Genomic DNA, 21,021 nt, shown 5'->3' on the forward strand with positions numbered 1-21,021 from the left:
GACGCCTCTAGGCTGCGTATACACTCAGCTTGTTCCCCTTGTCGATTACAAGTATCTTGACCTTGGGGTTCTCCGCGATCCACTGGTCTATCACTGACTGGGCGCTGCTGACCTTCACCAGATGGGCCTTCGCCACAGTCTTTTCGTCAAGGGCGGTGAGCATCTTGACTCTCGACACACGCTTGAGCATCTCAGCGAACTTGTATGCCTTGTGCTCGTATAGGTGGTATTTGCTCCCGATTGACGACAGCACCTCATCCAGCGGTGCAGTCAGTCTGTTGTAGAAGTTCTCCACTGCCTCCTGTGGAGCCACGCCGTCTCTGCACTCTGCAAGGAAGAGTATCTCGCCGCCATCAGTCACAGCATTCTTTGTGAGTTCAAGTGCCCGCTGCGCATGATAGAGGCTCTTGTCCTGGGGATAGCCGCCCGGGGAAACGATGACCCTTGATCTCTGTTCCACTCGGAAGCTCGCAGTCCTGTCCAGCACCTCAATTCCTCTCGATGTGACTGGTTCCAATTCACCAGCGTCCGCCCAGACCACCTTTCCGCCGGCGGATATCACAGACAGGGTGAAGGCTTTCGCATGCACTGTTATCATCTCCATTGCTTCCCTCATGTCGTCTGCCAGAGGGTTGTCACGCTTGCTCCTATCAGGATGGTACGGGTGCCTGCCGAATGTGGACTTCGGGTCAAGTGCCATCGCATGGTTCGCTTCGATGGACGCAAAAGCGCAGACTCCAGGAAGGAAGTCCTTCAGTGCATTCGAGTATCCGGCAAAGTAGTGCGCCTTCATGTCCGCCGCTACCACGTAGACATCGTGGCCGACAGCGAGTCTGTTCACAATCACTGGCGTCCCCCTGCTTGTCTCTCCCAGATCCACCATGTCTGGGAGGTGACAGTCATGGATTGACACTGACACACTGGTCACCTTCGCGGCGCGTGCTGCGCTCTTGATTGTCTCAACAATCCGAAGGTTGCCCTCGTGCTCTACCTCGTGAGAGCCTGTCGTGACGATGGCTTGGACTCGCCTGGCTTCCCTGAGCCGGGGCATGATGGCATGAAGCATCTCTGCATGAGGCTCGTCCCTAGTGTGGTCTTCGACGAGCAGACAGACGCTCTTGCCTGCCACCAATGACTCAAGCCTTGCTCCGTGTGGCTCTCTCATGACCCGCTCAAGTTCTGCTGTCGGGTCATCGAGCGTCCTCTCCTGCACTGGCTCAATCAGTCTGTCGATGTTCTCGTCTGGAATGTCAAGCTCAACTTTACCATCACCGTATGAGACCTTCAGTTTCATCGGACTGCCTCAATCATATCAGGTCTGTACATCACAAAAGCGTTCCCCCATGTGCACTTCCAAAAGGGATATCCGGACTCTCTCAGACTACCGAACCATGTCCGGTGCGAACGACGCATCGCAGTCGGGAAACTCGGAGCTGGGACGCTGGCTTGCCATAGCATCCGAACTTCCATGTGCGGAAATTGCATTCCTGTTTGCGGGGCAGGTTGTTGGTCAGTCGATTAGTGGAGTTCAGGGGAGTGTCACGGGCGGATTGATTGGAGCACTCCTCGGGTTCCTCATCGGTGCGTACAGTGTGTACCTGAGCGTACGGTCCTATGAGCGGAGCTCACAGTCTCCTCCGGTCAGGAAGCCATACATGCCCTCTATGGAGGAGATACTACGAGAGCCTGACTTTCTGAAGTCTAAAGAGCAAGAGCGTGAGCCACGCGAGTGACACTCAGTCCTCGAACGCGGAGTCATCTTTGTCAAGCACTTCAAGCACAATCTTGGTTGCGGATCGTCCGACGCCTGCGATGATTATCTGGACAAGTAATGCGATGAAGAACACACCCATGGCCACCCCGAATATTCTCAGGGATATCGATGTGCCAGCGAATGGAATCAAGTAGTTCTTGTCGACCAGATACCACACGTAGACGCCTGTCATGGCCATGAGGGTCACGAGGAGAGCATATGTGTAGACCACCGTCTTGACGCGTGGGGTATCCATTGGTACCTCTCTCACGCCATGGCCGACGACAGCGTCCCCAATCCTCCTTGAGAACCTGACGAAGACACTAAGAGCTGCAAGGAAGACAAGAAGTGTCACCACGCTTCCGACGAGCAGCAGAAGTATCTGCAGGTCGATGTCTAGACTCGGTATCAACCCTCCGATACCGTAAGCAACCAGAGCACCAATCATGACTATGACTGATATGATCTGGAGGACAAAGGTGATTGTGGCCGAGCTTCTGAACAGATTACCAATATCAAAGGAGTCAACTATCCGTTTCGTCAAGGTCTCCACCGTTCCATCTCTTTGTCCCGCGCGTCTTTTGAACTCTTCTCTGACAGGACTATGCTGACTTGTCGGTTCGGTTCGTCAAGCTTATATCCCGTGTACGGCCGGACTCCTGTATTCCCCTTTGGACCAAAGGGATGAGGTCGAAAGAATGTCCTTCAGGGCTGCTAATGAGTACGCCTTCGTCAATGCTCGAGTCCGAGGGCTCAAGTTTCGGTTCTTGGGCATAGGCGATTACGAACGGCTCGTGCAGTCTGCAAGCTACGACGAGTTCGTAAGAACTCTTCTACAGACCTACTATGGACCGGCCATAACCCGTGAGTTTCCATACGGTGAGCCGTCACCAGAGGACCTAGCGCTCATCTTGGGCAGAGAGTTCGCAGGCGTCATTCATCGGCTCTCACGTTCTCTGACTGGGCGAGTCCGTGAGTTCGCAAGCTCCTACATGAACATGTTCTTGGCAGAGAGTCTGAAGTCGCTCATCCGCGGGCTGCATGTCGGCCTTGACAAGTCTGAGATTCTTCGCTTCTCGGTTCCAACCTCGCCCTCCCAAGCTGAGGTGTTCTCGCATCTTGTCGAGGCTGGCTCTGTGATCCGAATGGTGGAGGAGCTGCCCTACCCAGATGTGAAGCTAGCTCTCTTGACCCGGCTGAGCTTCTACGAGGAACTCGAGTCTACTGCCCCTCTGGAGGTGGCGCTTGAGGAGTGGTATCTCCGGTCAGTACTGAAGTCCATGGACGAGTTTCCTGACATGGACCGACACAGGATTGTGAGTTTGCTTGAGCCCAGAGTAGTCCTTCGCAACATGATTGCGATTCTGCGAGCGGCAGTCCTACAGTTCAACCCGCGCGCTCTTGACCTCTCACTCGTCAGGTTCACGGCGCGGTCGAACGCGTTGACCGCAATGCTTCGTTCACGTCCATCGTGGCGTGAGGTGTTCTCTGCTCTTGAGAATACCAGATATGCCCCTCTTGCTGGTAGACTGGCCAGAATCTATGAGCAGGACCAGAACTTGGCTGAGATTGAGTTGGCTGTAGAGGACCACTTGGCGCAGCGTATGAAGGTCCAGCTCGCAGCATTTCCATTTCACCCCGGGACGGTGTTTGGTTTCTGTAGCTTGAAGTACATCGAGATCAAGAATCTGAGGTCCATTGCTGTTGGGATTGAACGAGGTGAGTCTGCCGAGGTGATCCGGCGGATGATTACCATCTGGTAGTGGAGGAAATCAAATCGTGAGAATCGAAACACGGACTAGCAGTCTGAAGATGTTCATCCTTGGTGTTCTGACCTTTGGTCTGTTCATGGTAGTCGTACCACTGTCTGTGAGTGCATACTCATTGACGAACGGTGTCGGCCTTGGAGTCATGCAGACCAGTGATGGCGAGGGATTCGCAATTCTCGGCATCGCAATTGGTGCTGGATTGGCAGTCGGGTTGGCTGGCTTTGGCGGCGCCATAGGCATGGGGACTGCGTCAGCCGCTGCGCTTGGTGCAATTACGGAGAAGCCTGAGACGTTCGGGAAGAGCATTCTCTACGTCGTCTTCATCGAGGTCATCGCGATATATGGATTCGTCATCGCCTACATGCTGCTGGGTCACCTGCCCGCTCAGCTAGCCGGATGATGCATGGACTCACCGAGAGTCGAGGCGGCAGGTCTGTATGACTTGTCGGCCTCTGGCAATCACGAGTCTTGGAAGAGTGCTCTGGTGACAGCCTCTCTGACCTCTCCGGCCAGTCGGTCCATCCTCGCTTCAAGGGTGTTGTCAACTGACTTCCTCTTGTCCACGGTGCGTATCACTACTCCACCGGAAGAACGAACAGTTTCCGACGCGATTTCAAGACTGACCGGGCGACCTGTCTTCTCCTTGATTGCCTTCTTCAGTGAGGCTACGTCCACTTCTCTGCTCGAGCCATCTGGAATGACCAGTTCCAGTTCTTGAGCGTCAAGAGCGACCGCCGCCTCCACGACGAGCCTGGTGAGCGCTTCCTTTCCCTCTGCCCCCTCGAGAGTCTTTCTGGCCTTCTCCATGACCGCCGCGACCACCTCTCCAACGATTTCCTCCTTGGCTTCCAGTATTCTGTGTTTGGACTTTAATCGGGTGCTCGCCTCATACTTTGCCAGCTGCGCCTTCGCGTCCGTCTCAGCCTTGGTTGTCATGGACACTTTGAGACGTCCCGCCTTTTCCATTGCTTCTCTGAGGAGCTGGTCCTTTACAATCTGGGCTTCGTTGATGATCTTCTCCGCCCTCTCCTCAGTCTTCCTGTTGATTGTTTCGATTATGCTCGTGACTCCGCTCACTTCGACGTTCCCTCCATGAGAAGCCGTCTGACAGCAGCCTCCATCGCGCTCTTTCTATTCTTCTCTGCTCTGCTCCGTATCTCAGCAACCGTCCTCTCTGTCTGACTCTGAATGACAGCTTCTATCTCGTTGCGTTTCTGTTCGAACTCGGTCTTCAGATGCTGCATGTGTGCTTTGGCCTCGGCCTCGGCTCTCCGCAGAATCTCCTCCGCTTCCCTTTCAGCACTCTCTCTGATCTCACGGGCCCTTCTCTCAGCCTCCTCAATTCTCCTCTGCGCCGCTCGCTCAGCTTCTGCTATCTCTTCCATTTCGTCGCGAGGTTCAGTCACTGCAGCACACCTCTGCATCTAGTAGAGTCGTCGTGGCCCTCGCCTTGCTGATAAACATTGACCTGCGTCATAATCTTTATCAAGTCCGCACAGGAGGGCGTCAGGAGACCTGAAGTCAGGTCCCCATTCCCAGCCCATCCTCACGGTGAAAGCAAACATGCGTCTCACAATGAGTCCCGCCAAGATGCTTGTCGCCAAGGTTGTAACACACCGCGACTTCGAGAGGGAGGCAATACTGGCGGTCGAGGAGTTTGGGCTCTTCGAGTTCATTGATGTGCGCCACCAAGCGGGATTCACAGAGGTGAAAAAGACTAGGGACGAAGAGACCGTCTACACGGCCCTCGACAGAGTGTCTAATCTTGTCACGGCACTTGGGCTTGACCCATCACACGGCACTGGCAATCGTGTTATAGTGGATGACCGGCAGCTCACATCCACTCTGGAAATGGCTGCAGAGCTGCTGCGGTCGGTTGAGCCTGAGGTGCTGGAGATTGGAAAGACGCTGGCAGCCGCACAGCTTGAGCTTGACCGACAGAGAGGTGCCTATCACGTTGCATCGTCCGTGCAACCACTCGGGCTTGACCTCGGTCGCATAGGTACTTCTGAGTATACTTACACAGCTGCCGGAGTGTTCATGACTGACAATCTTGATAGAGTGGAGTGGGGCATAAGAGAAGTCACTGAGAACGCATACATTCTGAAGTCAGTGAAGAGAGACAAGGCCACAGTGGTCGCCCTCAGCGTTCCGGTTGACAAGAAGAGTGCTGTGGACAGGGTGCTGGCGGCTCTTGGATTCGAACCGTTCAGTGTTCAGCCAGAGTCCGCAGGACCCCCTGAGCAGATAGTGCAGCGGGTCAGTCAGCGTATCAGCGCTCTCGAGGCGGAGATTGCCAAGCTCACAGCCCGAAGACAGATGATTGCAAGAGAGTGGGGTCCCAGAGTCCTAGCCACACTGGAGGCCCTCACCATTGAAAAACGCCGTATCGACGTCAAGACTAACATCGTCTACAGCGAACAGGCACTGAAGTTCTGGGGCTGGATTCCCGAGGGTGCCGAAGAGCGTCTTGAGCGGCTGCTCAGGTCGCGCATCGGTACAGCCCTAGAGGTGAAATTCGAACGACCCGACTTTGCGGAACATGACTCCCCTACGCATCTTGACAACCCGTCAATAATGAAGCCCACGGAGGCAGTCATATTCGCTTATGGCGTGCCATCCAAACATGACCTTGACCCGACGAAGATCATGTGGCTGACCTTTCCATTCATCTTTGGCATGATCTTTGCAGATGTGGGTCAGGGCTTTCTGATTCTCCTCATCGGTCTTGCAGCATGGAGAGCTAAGAGGAAGGGACAGAACTGGGGCTCCATGCTAGGCTACCTTCAGACTGGCGCAGAGGGCCTTGTATTGATGGGACTCTTCTCAATGCTGGGAGGTCTCCTCTTTGGCAGCTTCTTTGGTGCAGAGACCGTCATTGAGCCCCTGTGGCCAATCTTTGCTCACACAGACGAGTCGGGTCAGGCAAACCCCTGGCGAACAGCGCATATGCTCAAGCTCTCAGTGGAGATTGGCGCACTCCAGTTGCTGATGGGCATCGGGCTGAACCTCTATAACAAGCTGAAGCACCGGTCGTACCGCGAAGCCCTCGTATCCCTGTCATACATGTGGGTCTATCTGGGTTTCATCAACCTCCTCTTTGGTGTGAGTCTAAACAACATTGGGACTTGGTTCAGCATGGAGGGAAGCATGCATCTGTGGATTCCGCTGGCAGGTATTGGGTATGGTACCGCGAACAATGGTGTGTATCCTCCTCTGCCGGTGAGCCCGCTTGTCTGGACCGTCGCCACATTCATTGTGCCGTTCGTCATCATGCTCATGAGTTCTCTCAAAGGTGGGCTGGATGGCGTTGTACAGTTTCTCGAATACACCATCGGGATGATTAGCCACACCGTTAGTTATGCGCGTATCTTTGCTCTGAACACAGTCCACATGATTCTCAGTGCGGTGTTCCTCTCACTTCCCCCTCTTCTGGTCATAGAGTTCTCCGAATTCTCGCTCTTTGGTATGGACATCATACCTGCCCATGTGTTCCACGACGGGCATGAGGTGGTGCCTTATCTTCCTCTCCTTGGCGCCGTGCTTGGAACACTTGTGGTTGGTGTGCTGGAGGGGCTCTTGGCCTTCATGCATACACTGAGGCTCCACTTCGTTGAGTGGTTCTCCAAGTTCTATCACGGCGGCGGTGTCCCGTTTACCCCCTTCTGCGTCAAGAGACTCCACACTGAAGTGGGGGCAAAGACTCTCACAGTGGCGCTCAGTGTGGGGACTAACGAATGACAACCAGGCAGTGCTACTCGCTGCCGGTGCCGCCTAGGTATAGGGCCGCCAGTTCCGTGTCTCCCTTGTAGGTGGGCGGCTGATTGTTAGCTATCCGCTGCCCGTTCTCCCAGGACACCCTCGCAAGCAGGTCGGTCGTTCGCGCCTTTGAGTCAACCGCTTGTGCTGTCTGCAGGTCGCCCAGCTGCTGGAAGACCTGTGCCGCCACCGTGTAGTTTCCCACAGCCTCTCGGAGTAGGTCTGTGGCCTGCGTGAAGTACCTGCGTGCCTTGGTGGAGTCCCCCTTCTTTGAGTGGAACTCGGCTAGAAAGTCACTCTTTGCAGCCTCAATCCTGGAAATGTCGCCTTTGAGTTTCATCACGACCCCCTGAAGCTGCTTCACCTGATCGTCCACGCTGTTCTTCTTCCGGATGGCCTTCTTCTTCACACTGTCAAGTTCGTGTGCGGCCGCCTCAAATGAGGCCACACCATGCTTCAGTCTTTCTCCGGTGCTGTCGTGAGAGCGCAGTGCCCTGTCGACAAGCTCCTCGTCGTTTGCCAGTTCCAGACTCTCCTCCTGTGACTCTATCCTCTTGAAGACGCCCGACCGCTCAAGCTGGGTTCTGAAGGCCCACTGTTCTGACTGTCTGATGAAGGCCTGTGCTTCGGATGCATATGCGGTCGCGAGCGCCAGCTTGCCCATGTCGGTGAGTTCTTCCGCCTTGTCATTCTCGCCGATGATCTTGTAGTATGTGGAAGCCTCGTCGGCATGTAGGTTCTCAAGAATGCGGGACATGATGAACTTCACACCCGGCTCAAGTTGAGAACTCAGCTGGAACTGTATGACATACTTCGCATTGGCCAGCAATGCGAGTACTCTGTTGCGAAGATTTGCGACCTCTTCGTCCTCCTCCTCCAGACTCAGAAGTATTCCTAGGCTTGACAGTGCTTCTCTTATCTCTTCCAATGCCTCTGATGCATCCTCTCCCAGAGAGGTCCTAGCATGGTCCATGGCCTTGCTTACGCTCTGAATCAGCCCCTCCTTCCGGATGCCCTTGGCCAACTCAATCTGATCGATGATGCCACTAGTATTGTCGCCGCCGTTCTTCAACTTCTCCTCCACAAAGGCAAAGATTCGCAGGTTCTCCTTCAGAGCCGCTGTCAGTTCTCGCGTCTGTGACAGCTTCTCTGCTTTTCTCAGGTCCCTGAATATCTCGCCGAGGACCACCATTGCTTCTGCCTTGTTGTCGACCCTTAGTAGAGCTGACAGCTCCTTGACAGATGCCTCTGCCTTGCAGAATAGTGACTGGGCCTTCTTGTGGTCGCGGTCTCGTTGCGACTGCTGCACATTCGACTGGAGCTGTGGCACCTCCGCAAACAGCTTTCCGGCTCGTCCATAGGCCTCTGAGGCCTCCATGTATAGTTTCGAAGCGTCCTCGAGGTTTCCTGCTCTCATCTGAGCATCTGCGATGTCATTGTACGTCATGGCGATGTAGACCTCGCAGAGACCTGCCGTGTTCTGCTTCCAGGCCCTGATTGTCGGAAGCATCGTCTCCCCTGCTTGAGTCTTCTCAAGTGCTGCAATTGCCTCGTTGTACAGGTCTGTGGCTTGTTCGTATATGTAGGCGCCAAGAATGTCCTTCCACACGAGCTCGTCAAACGGGTTGAATGCCTGTCTGAATGTGCTCTCCAGAGAGATCAGCTCGTTGAGAAACTCATCATGAAACTCTGCCTCAGCCACCTTGTTCTTGCCCTCTATCTCTGCGAGTTCTTTCTGGTCTGAGAGCCCCGACTGACTCAGCAGCCTGTGCGCCATGTTGCCCAGTGCTACTCTTCTGAGCTTCTGAGTCCCGTCTGTGCGCCGAGGAACGGCAGCAAAGGGCTTCTCAATCATCGTCATCACGGTGGCCATGAGACGAGATGCACTTCTTTTCTTGTCCTCGTGCTCGGTCGCCACAAACGGACCGCTTGATGCAGCAGCCTGATGTAGCCACGAGAGCACCCTCGCCATCCATATGTCTGCAAGGTTCCTCTGGGCCTGAACCTGCAGTTCCTTGAGAGCGTTCTCCAGCTGTTCGCGCGTGTTCTCATCGGCCTGCTGTATTCTCTCTCTCAGGTAAGCGATGTCGAAGTCCTCTCCCATGAGCTGCTCGGTAAAGTCCGCAACCTCCGCGTAGAGCTGAGTGAAGGTGTCATGCATCTGTATGCGTTTCTGCTCGATGCCCTCCTGGTCATCAATGTCATGAAGGGCAAACTCTCTTACTGCGTCTTGTGCATCCAGATTGAGACCGAACAGCCGGTGTGTATGTACTTGGATATCATCTGGCGTAGAGGGAGCTGATGCCTCCGGCTCCTCGTCGTTCGACTTGCGTCCTATCACATTGGGCAACTGCAAGACCTCGTGAGCACACGCTCTGGGCTGTTTCACTTCAGGTACTACTTAAGAGTAGCTGAGACCTCTTGAACCGCACTGCGTATGCGCCTGTTCCCCCGGAAGCGGGCACTCATGGACATCTTATGACTGGGATTGCGCATCCTCAGCCAGAATCTGTGACGAGGTCTTTCGGTACTTCAACCGGCTTCGAGAAGGCGTCACAGTGCGGTTGCATGGCACTCACACGTCTTCATCTCTGACCGCGTCCATCTGACAATGAGCTGTCGATATAGCCCAGTCTCCTGTCACCTACATGAGCGACTCGAGTGTGGCTGCGAGCAGCTGCCCTACTCTCCACTCTTTCTGAACTTTATCTCTCTCCCATCACGGTACTTGACCAGATGCCCGTCACCGACAAGCTTGTTCAGAACCTCGCTTGTCCTGGACCGGGACTTGCCCCACTTCTCTGCGAGTTCTGCCGCTGTCAGCCCCGACTTCGCCCCCTCGACCAATCCTACCAGTCTTGCCCATGCGGCGTCGTGTTTCATGCACTCGGTCAGGCTGTCTGATATGCTGTACACACCGCTCTCTGGTCTTGCAACACTTCCCCTCTCTTGTAGCCGATTCTTCAACTCGGTCACTGTTTCTCTCAGGGACTGGACTGTCCGTTGCAGTTCACGTATCTCGTCCTTCAGACGGTTGATCTCGTCATTGGACAGCTCGTTCGCCCCCTAGCACTCGTCGTCCCTTTCAAGTCCGAGAACGTTTCCCTTCTTGATTCTCAGATAGTTGTTAGCCGACGTCTTGAACTCGAATCTTATGTCAGCTGTCGTCGTGTACTGCTCTGTCCCCCTTCCGTCTTCCATTGCGCCAGGTACTTGCACAGTTGCTGGTGCTTCGCGCCTCAGTATCTCCTCACTATCCGTCCGTAGAGGGTTAGTGGTGGACTCCTCGGAGAGAATCTCCTCAAAGGGGCTCCCAACCTTAATGGCCTCGGTTGCTTCAATCAAGGCATACTCAGCACATCGACTTCTTAGCAAATTGGCCAGGATCTCCTTGGTCTCCTTGGCACAACTATCTCTCTTGTGATGATAGACCATGTGCGCTCACCGTCAACAACAGTCGACAACAATCGACAACTATCAACAGTTACTCGTGAGCAGTTATAAAGCTTCGGTCGTGTCTGAAATGTCTTCTGCCATTGCTCTGGCGAACGTCATGTATCCGGTGTGGCCCACCATCCATGTTGTGGGTCTCGTCTTTCCCTCTCTGACCAGTATCTCTCTCTCCATGACCTCAAGTGTCTTTATCATTCCCCACTGTCCGCTCTCTGCCAAGGCCTTGCAGGTCTTCATGACCTGCTCAATCGTTGGACTGTAGCTTGCGAGCACATGGCTTGGCTTGAGCACCCGGTGCGCCTCATTCACCAGTTCCCAAGGTGTGGCAAGGTCAAACACAACAGCATCGACTTCTGCCTCTTCTATGCCTGACATGACGTCCTTGTGATGCATGGTCACATTATCAAGAAGACCGAATCTCTCAAGGTTCTTCCGTGCGCCCTCATACATGTCGTCCCTGACCTCGTAGGTGTAAACGCGACCAGTTGGTCCGACATGTCGCGCTAGGATACCAGTGAGTGCCCCTGATCCTGTGCCCGACTCGACCACATGTGACCCTGCAGAGATGCCCGCCTCAATCAGTATAGTCGCAGCGTCCTTCGGGTAGATTATCTGCGTGTTCCGCCCCATTGCAATCTGGATGTCTGTGTGGCTGGGTCTATGAATCTGGAATACCTGACCCGAATGGCTGGTGACTCTGATGCCGTACGGCCGGCCGATAATGTCGTCGAACTCTATTATTCCCTTGTTCGAGTGGAACTTCTCGCCCGCTTTGACACGCTTGATCCAGGTCCTCTTGGCATCAAGGAAGATGAACACAATACTTCCGTCTTGTATGAGGTCAGGCATACGCAGGCGACCAGTCGGACTGGTTTTGAGTCTTGCTACGAAACAGTACTCGCGCGCAAAACCTTATCCGCATACTGGTGGCCCCTAGACTGAAAGGACATGGACGAGAACAACCCACCGCCGCATGATGACCTCGGAGCATCGTCTGGAGGCGACTCATCGCTCGGAGAGCTCATTCCCAAGCAGCTGCTGAGTTTTCATCCATTAGTCACCGAGCCGCTCGACCTGCTGGTGGACGCGGAAGTCGGAGTGGTGTTGGGAAGGTCTGAGTCGTTGCACCGAAAGTATGGGAAGATTGGTCTCGGTATGCTGGGCGCTGTGTGCGAGTCTTCCGACGACCCTCTCCTGTCCCTGCTAGGCATGCCAGTCCATCTCGACTTGATTAGTCCACATGTGACCCTTGTTGCAGGAAAGAGGGGGTCGGGCAAGAGCTATACCCTGGGGATTGTGGGGGAGGAGCTTGCCAGAGCAATGGCCCGCCAGGAGATTGAAGTCGCTGTTGTTATCATCGACGCGGTCGATGTGTTCCGTCAGATGGTGGAACCCAACGAAGAGCAACGAGACCTTCTGAGCAAATGGGGGCTTGAGGCATCGGGCTTCAATGCTTCGGTGTACATCCCAAGGCGGACATACGAAGGCTTGCCCGAAGAAGTGCGGCAGAAGTCGCGTCTGTGTCCTCTGACAATAAGCCCTGCTGAGCTGTCTACCTCTGACTGGGGCTACGTACTGGAAAAGGAGGGCCAGCTATCCACAGCAATTGACAATCTCATCAGTGACGTCATAGAATCGCTGCGAAAGGGGTATGTTCTGGAAGATGGTGAGGTCGTGTCCCCACGGCCTGACTTCAGCATCACTGATATGATCAACTGCATCGAGACTAACTCTCGTATCGAGGAGTTGTACAAGCCTGCCACGAAGATGGCACTGATTCAGAGGCTGAAGAGAGCACAGCGTCTGGGAGTCTTCCTACCCAGAGGCACAAGCGCTCAAGACTTGGCAGTCCCCGGTAAGGTGACTATCATTGATGTTGCACCGCTTGGCTCCGATGCCGAAGCGGTCCTGGCCATCCTCACCAGCATATTGTGTCGCCAAGTACTCACGTATCGGATGGCTTGGACCGAAGAGGGCACAAGTGCGAGAGAGCAGCTTCCGCCCACATGGTTGATTATCGACGAGGCACATATCCTTGTGCCAAGGTCCGGAACGACCCCGGCGAAGGGCGCCATCATCGGGTATGCGAAGCTAGGCCGGAGGTTTGGCTGCAGTCTTGTGCTGTGCACACAACAGCCGTCCGCAGTGGCTGATGAGGCGATATCCCAGGCGGACATAGTACTCTCCCATGCGTTGTCTCTGGATGCTGACATCAAGGCCCTCCAGCAGAGAGCGCCCGCCGTAATGCCGAGTCTGTTCAAGGAAAAGGCGTTCATCAGCGGTCTTCCGAAGGGTGTCGCAGTGGTATTTGACCAAGTCACTGAGAACAAGAGGGGCTTTCTGATGCAGGTGCGACCTCGAATCTCCAAGCATGGTGGCACCGACAGACTGTCCGCACTGTTTGAGGCCGCGAGCATAGTCGGCCAAGAACCATCGGTCACACCTGAAGGGGTGCAGGAGGCAGAGTTCGTTGAGGCCGAAGTGACTCATGCTGACGACGACGTGTCATACAGCCTCCCTGCTGTCTCACCACCTCCACTGAGACTGAGCCGTACTGACTGGGAACGCCTTGATGAGCACATCAGGGACTACATAGCGGCCATGCTTGACAGGCGTATGCAGGAGCTGCTGCTAACCGACGAGCCCTCGCCTGTCCGAGAAGTGAGTGCCAGCATGGTCGCCGCTCCTCCAGATACGCGCGAGACCTCCGCTCCCACTCCACAGGCTGAGGAGTCGATACCGTTCGATGCGAGTCGCGTTTTGGTCAAGAAGTTCGGCCCGCTTACAAGGTCTCTTCTCGAGAGATCTCTGACGCGTACTCTGCTCTACGCAAGAACTCCTCATGAGTATCTCTTTCCGATGGGCACAATTCATCGAGTGAACTGGTCGATCATGAGCGAGTCTGTGAGTGCTGCGACGCTGGTGGCGGCAGTCATCGCACGTCTTCAGAGCGCAGGGATGAGTGTGGTGTCGGTGAGAGAGGACTCCGGTGTCACATTCGTCTTCCTCTCCAAGAATGTGACCAAAGCAGCGTTGATGGTTGGTGAGAGTCAGGGTCTGGTATGTGTCCCGGTCGTGATAGCCGGTCCCGACGCGCGACCTGTGAATGCAGTGGCAGACAAGCTACGCACTCTGACATGACTCTCAACATGCTAGAACTTAAAAGCAGAGTCCTCACTAGGCGACATGGGGTGTGAAATTGGCAAAGGCAGATGTGAGACCACCAGTCAATCTGAAGATCGCTTCGATGACAGACCTTGCTCGAATGCTGGTCTCATGGTCACAGAGAGACCGTCCTGCAACCATGCTATACTTCGAACATAAGGGGCAGCACATATTCGGAACTCTCATCTCGAATCACGGTTATTACGAGATGTATGGACTTCCACTGTGGATATACACCGAGGGCAATGGTCCTCCAAAGGGGAACTTTCTTGTCTATCGATCTCGACCAAGAGAGGCAGTAGAGTTTGTGGAGACCGTTGACTCGGAACCTCTCGTAGTGTACCTTCCAATCATCCGACTTGATGGTCCACTTGAGATCTTGGACCTCTAGTCAGCGGAAGACGGCCAGGTTGCAGGTCTGGTATGGTCTACGGTCCTGCAACAGCCGCTGCAAAGTCGGACGGTCAATGTCTTGGCCGTGAGGACCAGAACGTCTGTGTATGGTCCCCTAGCCATGTCCTGAGGTCTTGAATCATCAGTCCGTGGTCAAACGCAAGTTCGTCTGACTGGAGACTGCCGAGTTCTCGCCACTGTGCTTCCTGTGCATCATCGCCCCCTCTTGCTTCTCCCTCGGTTGGTCTGGCCACGAACGTCACCGTGATGTAGTGACCTCTTGGATCCCTGTCAGGTGCGCTGTAGACTCCGAGCAGGCCGATGATCTGAGTCTTGACCCCGGTCTCTTCAAGCGCCTCTCGCACAGCCGCATCCTCAACGGTTTCTCCGAGCTCTACATGTCCCCCGGGTAAGACCCATCGCCCTTTGAACGGCTCGATACCTCGTCTCACAAGTAGTATTCGCTTTCCGTCTGTGATTGCAATATCGACAGTAGGGGTCGGATTCCTATGCATGTCAGTACATCTCCCTTGGCGATGCTCTCATGAAGTTCGCCAGTATCACTGCAGCGAATATGATGAACGCCAGCCAGACAACAAGCGTGACGATGATGAGTTCCGCCTTGAAGAATACCTCTACCACAAGAAACAACGCGACGACAACCACATTCGCTGCACCGCCCATTGTGCTGTTGTCACGGACTCTCAGGCGCCACTTGACTAACAGCAGGATGCCTACTATTGCGAGAGAGATGTAGTTGATGTAGTTGGTGAAGAGTTCAGACAATCCAAGGAACACGTAGAAGCCCAGAGGTGTATAGACTGTAGGTAGGTACGTATACGTGAACACCATGAAGAGGACTGCCTCAAGTATCCTGATACGATTGACGGGTGGGCTGGTATAGACAACGCCATAGACACCTCTGTCGTACTCCTGTGCCGCGAAGTAGATGAAGTGAAGTGGTGCGCCGAAGCTCAGCGCGTTCACAAGGCACTGTGACACCCCATAAGTGACCGCAAAACCGTACCCGCTCCACGCTTCCATTACTCCCTCTCCGACCTGCAGGTAGTTGGGTATGAACTGCACCATTATGAGTATCGGCAGGAGGCAGAGGACCAGCGCCACCAATAGCGCTACTGCAGAAGCAATCTTGCCGACACCAAGCTTTCCCACTCCCAGACGGTAGATGACCGTTCCTGCAAGAAGCAGTCCACCAATGATAGAGAGCACTGGCGTCGCCAGTGGGAGGATGAAAAACACCAATACGAATGCGGCGTTTGTCCCATAGAAGACACGCCATCTGAGTGGTATGGCCGCGGTGGTCTCCCGCATCAGGTGGACTGTGTTGGCCAGTCTGTATCGCTCAATGTATATCGAAGCGACCCACGTGAGGGAGAAGACGGACGGCACCAGGACCTGATGGAACAATAGGTCCATGAGTGGCTCGCCGAACGGGGTCATCCTGAACGGAAGGATGAACATCAGCAGGAAGAAATAGAACGGGGCGAGCACTGCAATCAACACAACGACAACCCTTGTCATCATCCAGTCTGGCAAGGCGAATCCTCCATTCAGTCCGTCCATCAAATCGGATATAAGTATGCATGACCTTACCATCGACAGTCCCGTTCAGGAGAGACAATGACTTGTTCAAGAGCAAACTCTCTGCTGCTTCATTTGTGAGAAAGTCGAAACTGATTGTGGGGTTGGACTTGACTGCCACGATGAGCACCACGCCCATGGACAACCGGGCAGAGCTGGATCGGATGGAGCGTGAGGCACTCCGCATCATCACACAGACTGCAGACTACGCTGTGGCGTACAAGTTCAATCATCACATCCTTCTTCCTCTCGGGCTGTTTGACCGGATTCCACGGCTGTTGAAAGCAGTTCATGACCAAGGTCTTCTTGCCATAATGGATGCGAAAGTCAACGACATCGGGGACACGAACGAGTGGATCGCCCGCTATTACTTTGATGCAGGATTCGATGCGCTGATTGTGAACCCGCTAGTTGGCTGGGAGGGAGGTCTCCAACCAGTGTTCGAAATGGCCCGGAACAGAGGCCGTGGCATCATAATGCTCTGTTACATGTCTCATCCGGGAGCATCACAGGGCTACGGACTCACGGTGGCCACCGACGAGAAGATGAAACACCATGAGCCGCTCTATGCCACGTTCGCAAGACGTGCCAAGGCGTGGGAAGCAGATGGTGTAATTGTGGGTGCAACTTACCCAGACAAGATTCGCGAGGTCAAGAGGATCCTGGGTGATGCGGTCCCCATAATGAGCCCCGGGGTCGGTGCACAGGGCGGCAGTGCTCGGGAGGCCATTCAAGCGGGTGCATCCTATGTGATTGCGGTCAGGTCTGTGATCAATGCACCAGACCCGGCAGCGACTGCACGAGCGCTCGTGGAAGAAACACGATAGTTCCCGCCTTATCACAAGATTGGACGACAGGGCCGTCGCGAAGTCTGTCCGGAGTCGAGCGTTCGTCGGGAGTGCTGTCCCTCTCGCGGCCCAGTGAAGAGCAGACTCTCAGAGCATGGATGACATTGCGAGCGTGTTCGATGCTCCCGGTACTGGCAATCTGGTGTCTGCGCATGACTCATGGCACCAGTGCGAGGCATCTGGAGGTCCTGTGCCGTGGATCTCGGAGAAGTTGTATTCCGTCATGACCAGTACGCCTAGCAACGCGCAACTTCAGAGCCATTCCATGTTGATGGCGGGTGGGGGCTCGTACACAAGTGTACATCCTCGTCTAGAATGGGTCATTTTGAGTCAGAAACAAATATAGCGGGATGGCGTCCCTATAGTCCGTGGATTGCACACTTCTGGACATGCACACAAGTGTACATCATCCTCCTCATCAGTGGTGGTATAGTGATGTCATTCACAGGCTTGACCGGAGCGGCTTACTATGGCTAACAACTCTGGCTATGGTTTTGCCACATGGACCTCCTTCATTGAGGAGAGTCAGATTCGTGCGCTTCTGAAATACAATGTTCGATACTACTTTGCGGGTGGAAAACCGGGCATAATACCCACGACGGTGTTTGCAGACATCATGAGGGACTTGAGCGAGCAGTACAGGAAAAACCCTGCATTGGCTGTCGAGGACCTCAATTACGGACCGACGGGTGGCCATCCTTGGTTCTTGAAGACGTTGGCAAAGAGGCTTCATGATGTCAGAGGGATTCCGATAGACTGTGAGACCCAGTGGGACCGCGTCTCAATCACCAATGGCTCGCAGCAGGCTCTGTATGCGCTGCTGGACACACTGATCGACCCCGGAGACGTGATAATCACTCCCTCTCCATCGTACTTGGGCTTTCTCGTGCCTGCTGTGAAACTCGGTGGGAGAATCGTCACGGTGCCCACAGACCTAGACGGAATAATCCCTGAGTTCGTCGAGAAGGCAATCTTCGTATCGAAGATGCGGTTCGGCAAGACTCCAGACATACTGTACGTGGTCCCGGACTCGGACAATCCCAAGGGCACCACGCTTCCGGCAAAGAGGCGAAAGGAGCTCTTCGATATCTGCGAGAACCACAACGTACTGTTGATTGAGGACTCCGCCTATGCTGAGATCCAGTTCAAGAAGAACCCGCCGCCGATAAAGACCTTGGACAAAGACAACACGCGAGTTGCCTATCTGGGCACCACCAGCAAGGAGGCTGCTGTGCTTCGGGTCGGCTACTCAGTACTTCCTGTCAATGTCAGGGAACAGGTCCTCAAGGACAAGGGATACTTGGACCTCTGTACATCCAGTATGGTTCAACGAATACTCGACGTCTACTACCGCGAGCACATTGACCAAGCAATGCGCGAAGGGATTCCCAAGTACAAGGAGCGATGCGAAGCCATGGCAAAGGCCATTGACAAGTCCTTTCCAGCCGGAGTCCGGACAGACCCAACTGGCGGCTTCTTCATATGGTGGCAGAGTGAGGACTCCAGCTTCAAAAGCAGCGAGTTCATGATGGAGGTGGCCATACCCAACGATGTGATGTACGTCCCCGGTGCGCCGTTCTACCCCATCACTGGCTTCTCGCTCACTGAAGACGGCTCTGACGTTGTACCCAGCCGACCTGAGCACAACACCATGCGCCTTGGTTTCTCCTATGCATCACCTGAACTCATCGCCGAGGGAATCGAACGTCTTGGAGGGCTTCTGAGCAAGCACCTCAAGTAGGTCGGGAGAAGTGAGAGCCCGGTTGTGGCCGGGTTCTCCCTCTAAGCCATGAAGTTCACGAACAATGTGGAGCCATTCTTGAGCGCACTGTCGTACGCCCTCTCGTATGGTCCCATGAGGTCTCTGAATCCTGCGTTGACTGCCCACTCAATCCACGACCAAGTGGACTCTTGACCCAGCTTGCCCAGTGTGTACTGCCCGAACGCCCAGCTCAAATAGCACTCCAAGTCGAACTTCAGTCTATGGTTCTCCTCATTCGTCATGTCCGCTTGCTCCAAGAGCTGCTTCAGTGTGGAGTTGGCCTCACTGTGGGCCTGTGAGATCAGTCGCTCAAGTTCACTGACTCTGGAGTTCATGTCATCAGGTCTGCCCTTCTTCCTTGCACGAGCAATCGATCCCAACAGCCCAAACACCGCCTGTGACTGTATCACACTCACTTTGGCCTCTTTCAGTCTGGCAGCCATGCTCTCTCCCCAAGGCGTGTTGAAGTAGACCCGTGGGTATTTCACGAACATCGGAAAGGTGATGCCCAGTTCTCTAGCGACGGGAATGACTTGAGCGTAGTAGGCGGCCTCACCCGGGCCTCCCACATGACACACCGTGGGTATCAACATGTCCACGACCATCTGACGTGTGTCCACTCGGGGTGCGAGTTCCTTGGCAAACTGACTCAGGTCTGGGTCTTGTGCATCCGCCTCTATCTCGACGTGCTGTTGACAAACCGGGCACCTTCCTCTGAGTAGGGCGGCCCCATCGCTGCTCTCGTAATGCAGTTCCATTCTGGCCCTGTGGCATTCTCTTCCCGGGCATTCATAGAAGAACGGCACATAGTCGTCCGGCCTCTTTCCCATTCCAGTGTCCAGCCCTGCCTGAAGAATGGCCTGTGTCGCTTGGTCATGCGCTCTCAGGAACCTGTCTCTGTTGTCACTTGCAAGGAGGTACTCCATCCCTCCGACCATTGTCTCTCTCACCTGTGGGTCCGAGGCCGGGAGCAGGGGCACACCAAGGTCGCACTCTATATTGAGCAGCCGTGCAAGTATCTTCTGTGACCACTCGCCCAGCGTCTGGGAGTTGTAAAAGGCCCATCTGACTACGCTCAGGGCCTGCTCTAGACGTTCTTCAAACATGGTCTTTGCACGGTCGTCGAGGACCTTGAAGAGTGGTCTGTAGCCCGCCCTGACGGACTCCTCCACTCGCACATACCACTCGTCTGACGGGGCTGGCAAGACGCTGACTGGAGAGTACTCGTATCCCTCCGGCACAGGAAAGCTCACCAGATTGCCCTCTGCTCCAAGGAGCGGGGTCCTCATGTTGGTCAGTTCTGGTTGTACCTCGTCGTAGTCTGCGACAAAGAAGAACGGCGCCAGCGAGACTCCCGAGCGCTCGGATATCGCAGCTACTCGAGCCGCCGTCGCGGCCTTGTTGAGGACATACACAGGGCCTCCCATACAGACTGCCTGATGTGCAGCCTCGACAGCCCCCTCAGACAGCATCTCTATCCTTCTCTTGACTGACGGTGTCAGTGCACCGAGCCGTCTGTTGGCAGCTGTCAGAATGTCAGCTACCTTGGAGATCCTCTCCTCGGTTAGCCATCCTGTCTTCTGATACCTGTCACGAAGTCTTACCGCCCTGGGCGGAATCTCTCCGAGGGTCACGGGTGGTGTGTCGTAGAGTAGCGCTGCAAGTCCTGTATCCGTGCCGCGCCATATGAATGACTGGTAGACCTCTACGACACTTCTCACCCTCTGACCTCCTATCTTCTGAGTGCCTCCTCAAAGACACTCTCGTACATGGGGACCACCTTGTCTGAGGAGAAGCTGTCCTCCACTCTCTTTCGCCCAGCCGAAGCGAGCTGTCTTCGCGTCTTATCATCCTCAAGAAGTGCAACTACTGCTTCAACGTATTCCTCCTTTTCGAACCCCTCTGTCACAACCCCGTCCTTCCCCGGTCTGACTAGCTCGGGCACGCCGCCAGCCGGGGTGGTGACCACTGGTAGTCTGCAGGCCATGGCCTCGAGCAGTACGAGTGGCATTCCCTCTAGTGTCGAATTCAACAGGAACATGTCCGCGCAGCACATGAGTTCCTGCATGTTGCTTCTCACGCCCAGAAGATGCACCTTCTTGCAGAGATTGAGTTCCTCTATTCTCCGTTCCACGTTGACTCTAGTGGGTCCGTCGCCTGCAATCAGTAGTCTGCAGTCAGGTACCCTCTCGACTACCCCCTTCATTATGTCCACCAGTTCCACAACCCTCTTGACAGCCCTGAAGTTCGAAGCGTGAAGGAGTATCTTCTCATGCGCACCTATTCTCTCAGCCTCCTCTTCCGACCTCCTCGACACGCAACCACTCTCTACCACTAGTCTGACCCCCTGCCGGGGAACGAATTGCTTCACGTCGATGAAGTTCGGGATCACATGCATGTCTCTCTTCACTCCGAGGAGGTCATGTGCCTTCCGTGCAAGAAACTCGGAGACCACCGTGACCGCGTTGGCCTTCTCTGCGGTGTGCTTCACAACCGGCTTGTATGCGGGGTCTGACC

The 21,021-nt window shown here is 54.8% G+C and carries 20 protein-coding genes; 8 read left to right on the forward strand and 12 right to left on the reverse strand.

Translation table 11 applies throughout. The features are described from left to right. Nucleotides 1-7: 7 nt before the first annotated feature. On the reverse strand, nt 8-1,294 hold the full coding sequence (locus HXY34_12200; protein ID NWF96894.1) for a DUF2088 domain-containing protein: 1,287 nt from the start codon (nt 1,292-1,294) through the stop codon (nt 8-10). Between the two features lie 97 nt (nt 1,295-1,391). Here HXY34_12200 and HXY34_12205 point away from each other — a divergent pair, with 97 nt between their 5' ends. Next, nucleotides 1,392-1,733 (forward strand): hypothetical protein, encoded by a 342-nt coding sequence (locus tag HXY34_12205; GenBank protein ID NWF96895.1) that lies wholly within the window; start codon nt 1,392-1,394, stop codon nt 1,731-1,733. Between the two features lie 3 nt (nt 1,734-1,736). Here HXY34_12205 and HXY34_12210 read toward each other — a convergent pair whose 3' ends face one another. Further along, nucleotides 1,737-2,297, reverse strand: coding sequence for a hypothetical protein (locus HXY34_12210; GenBank protein NWF96896.1), 561 nt, complete (start codon nt 2,295-2,297; stop codon nt 1,737-1,739). Nucleotides 2,298-2,451: 154 nt separating this feature from the next. Between HXY34_12210 and HXY34_12215 the strand changes: the two genes are divergently transcribed. Together HXY34_12215 and HXY34_12220 are read left to right on the forward strand one after the other, a co-directional pair. Then, nucleotides 2,452-3,516, forward strand: a complete 1,065-nt coding sequence (locus HXY34_12215; protein NWF96897.1) for a V-type ATPase subunit — start codon at nt 2,452-2,454, stop codon at nt 3,514-3,516. Nucleotides 3,517-3,601: 85 nt separating this feature from the next. Then, nucleotides 3,602-3,922 carry a V-type ATP synthase subunit K gene (locus HXY34_12220; GenBank protein ID NWF96898.1) on the forward strand — a complete coding sequence of 107 codons (321 nt, stop codon included), beginning with the start codon at nt 3,602-3,604 and terminating at the stop codon, nt 3,920-3,922. 59 nt (nt 3,923-3,981) lie between these two features. Here HXY34_12220 and HXY34_12225 read toward each other — a convergent pair whose 3' ends face one another. Together HXY34_12225 and HXY34_12230 are read right to left on the reverse strand one after the other, a co-directional pair. Continuing rightward, nucleotides 3,982-4,599: a hypothetical protein gene (locus HXY34_12225; GenBank protein ID NWF96899.1), complete on the reverse strand. Its 618-nt coding sequence runs from the start codon at nt 4,597-4,599 to the stop codon at nt 3,982-3,984. Next, on the reverse strand, nt 4,596-4,928 hold the full coding sequence (locus tag HXY34_12230; GenBank protein ID NWF96900.1) for a hypothetical protein: 333 nt from the start codon (nt 4,926-4,928) through the stop codon (nt 4,596-4,598). Before HXY34_12230 ends, HXY34_12225 begins: the two co-directional genes overlap by 4 nt. Nucleotides 4,929-5,085: 157 nt before the next feature. On the opposite strand from HXY34_12230, the gene HXY34_12235 reads away from it, so the two are divergent. Further along, nucleotides 5,086-7,263: a hypothetical protein gene (locus tag HXY34_12235; protein NWF96901.1), complete on the forward strand. Its 2,178-nt coding sequence runs from the start codon at nt 5,086-5,088 to the stop codon at nt 7,261-7,263. A 13-nt stretch (nt 7,264-7,276) separates the two neighbouring features. Here HXY34_12235 and HXY34_12240 read toward each other — a convergent pair whose 3' ends face one another. From HXY34_12240 to HXY34_12255, 4 genes are all read right to left on the reverse strand, one after another. Next, nucleotides 7,277-9,631: a hypothetical protein gene (locus tag HXY34_12240; GenBank protein ID NWF96902.1), complete on the reverse strand. Its 2,355-nt coding sequence runs from the start codon at nt 9,629-9,631 to the stop codon at nt 7,277-7,279. A gap of 332 nt (nt 9,632-9,963) precedes the next feature. After that, a complete protein-coding gene (locus HXY34_12245) occupies nt 9,964-10,257 on the reverse strand; it encodes a MarR family transcriptional regulator (GenBank protein ID NWF96903.1) in 294 nt (97 codons plus the stop codon). Nucleotides 10,258-10,347: 90 nt separating this feature from the next. After that, on the reverse strand, nt 10,348-10,626 hold the full coding sequence (locus HXY34_12250) for a hypothetical protein (protein ID NWF96904.1): 279 nt from the start codon (nt 10,624-10,626) through the stop codon (nt 10,348-10,350). A gap of 153 nt (nt 10,627-10,779) precedes the next feature. Beyond that, entirely contained in the window at nt 10,780-11,583 is an 804-nt protein-coding gene (locus tag HXY34_12255) for a tRNA (adenine-N1)-methyltransferase (GenBank protein ID NWF96905.1), read from the reverse strand. Between the two features lie 99 nt (nt 11,584-11,682). Between HXY34_12255 and HXY34_12260 the strand changes: the two genes are divergently transcribed. Together HXY34_12260 and HXY34_12265 are read left to right on the forward strand one after the other, a co-directional pair. Then, entirely contained in the window at nt 11,683-13,875 is a 2,193-nt protein-coding gene (locus tag HXY34_12260; GenBank protein NWF96906.1) for an ATP-binding protein, read from the forward strand. Nucleotides 13,876-13,933: 58 nt separating this feature from the next. After that, nucleotides 13,934-14,290 (forward strand): hypothetical protein, encoded by a 357-nt coding sequence (locus HXY34_12265; GenBank protein ID NWF96907.1) that lies wholly within the window; start codon nt 13,934-13,936, stop codon nt 14,288-14,290. A gap of 73 nt (nt 14,291-14,363) precedes the next feature. Here HXY34_12265 and HXY34_12270 read toward each other — a convergent pair whose 3' ends face one another. Further along, nucleotides 14,364-14,807 (reverse strand): NUDIX hydrolase, encoded by a 444-nt coding sequence (locus HXY34_12270; GenBank protein ID NWF96908.1) that lies wholly within the window; start codon nt 14,805-14,807, stop codon nt 14,364-14,366. Between the two features lies 1 nt (nt 14,808). After that, nucleotides 14,809-15,849 (reverse strand): hypothetical protein, encoded by a 1,041-nt coding sequence (locus HXY34_12275; protein NWF96909.1) that lies wholly within the window; start codon nt 15,847-15,849, stop codon nt 14,809-14,811. Between the two features lie 89 nt (nt 15,850-15,938). On the opposite strand from HXY34_12275, the gene HXY34_12280 reads away from it, so the two are divergent. Next, a complete protein-coding gene (locus HXY34_12280) occupies nt 15,939-16,721 on the forward strand; it encodes an orotidine 5'-phosphate decarboxylase (GenBank protein NWF96910.1) in 783 nt (260 codons plus the stop codon). Between the two features lie 490 nt (nt 16,722-17,211). After that, nucleotides 17,212-18,483 (forward strand): PLP-dependent aminotransferase family protein, encoded by a 1,272-nt coding sequence (locus tag HXY34_12285; protein ID NWF96911.1) that lies wholly within the window; start codon nt 17,212-17,214, stop codon nt 18,481-18,483. A gap of 41 nt (nt 18,484-18,524) precedes the next feature. Here the strand turns inward: HXY34_12285 and bshC are convergent, their stop codons facing one another. Both bshC and HXY34_12295 read right to left on the reverse strand, forming a co-directional pair. Beyond that, nucleotides 18,525-20,225, reverse strand: coding sequence for a bacillithiol biosynthesis BshC (gene bshC / locus HXY34_12290; GenBank protein ID NWF96912.1), 1,701 nt, complete (start codon nt 20,223-20,225; stop codon nt 18,525-18,527). Nucleotides 20,226-20,236: 11 nt separating this feature from the next. Beyond that, a partial coding sequence (locus HXY34_12295; GenBank protein ID NWF96913.1) for a glycosyltransferase occupies nt 20,237-21,021 on the reverse strand: 785 nt, incomplete at its 5' end.

Source organism: Candidatus Thorarchaeota archaeon, from assembly GCA_013388835.1.
Classification (GTDB): Archaea; Asgardarchaeota; Thorarchaeia; order Thorarchaeales; family Thorarchaeaceae; genus JACAEL01.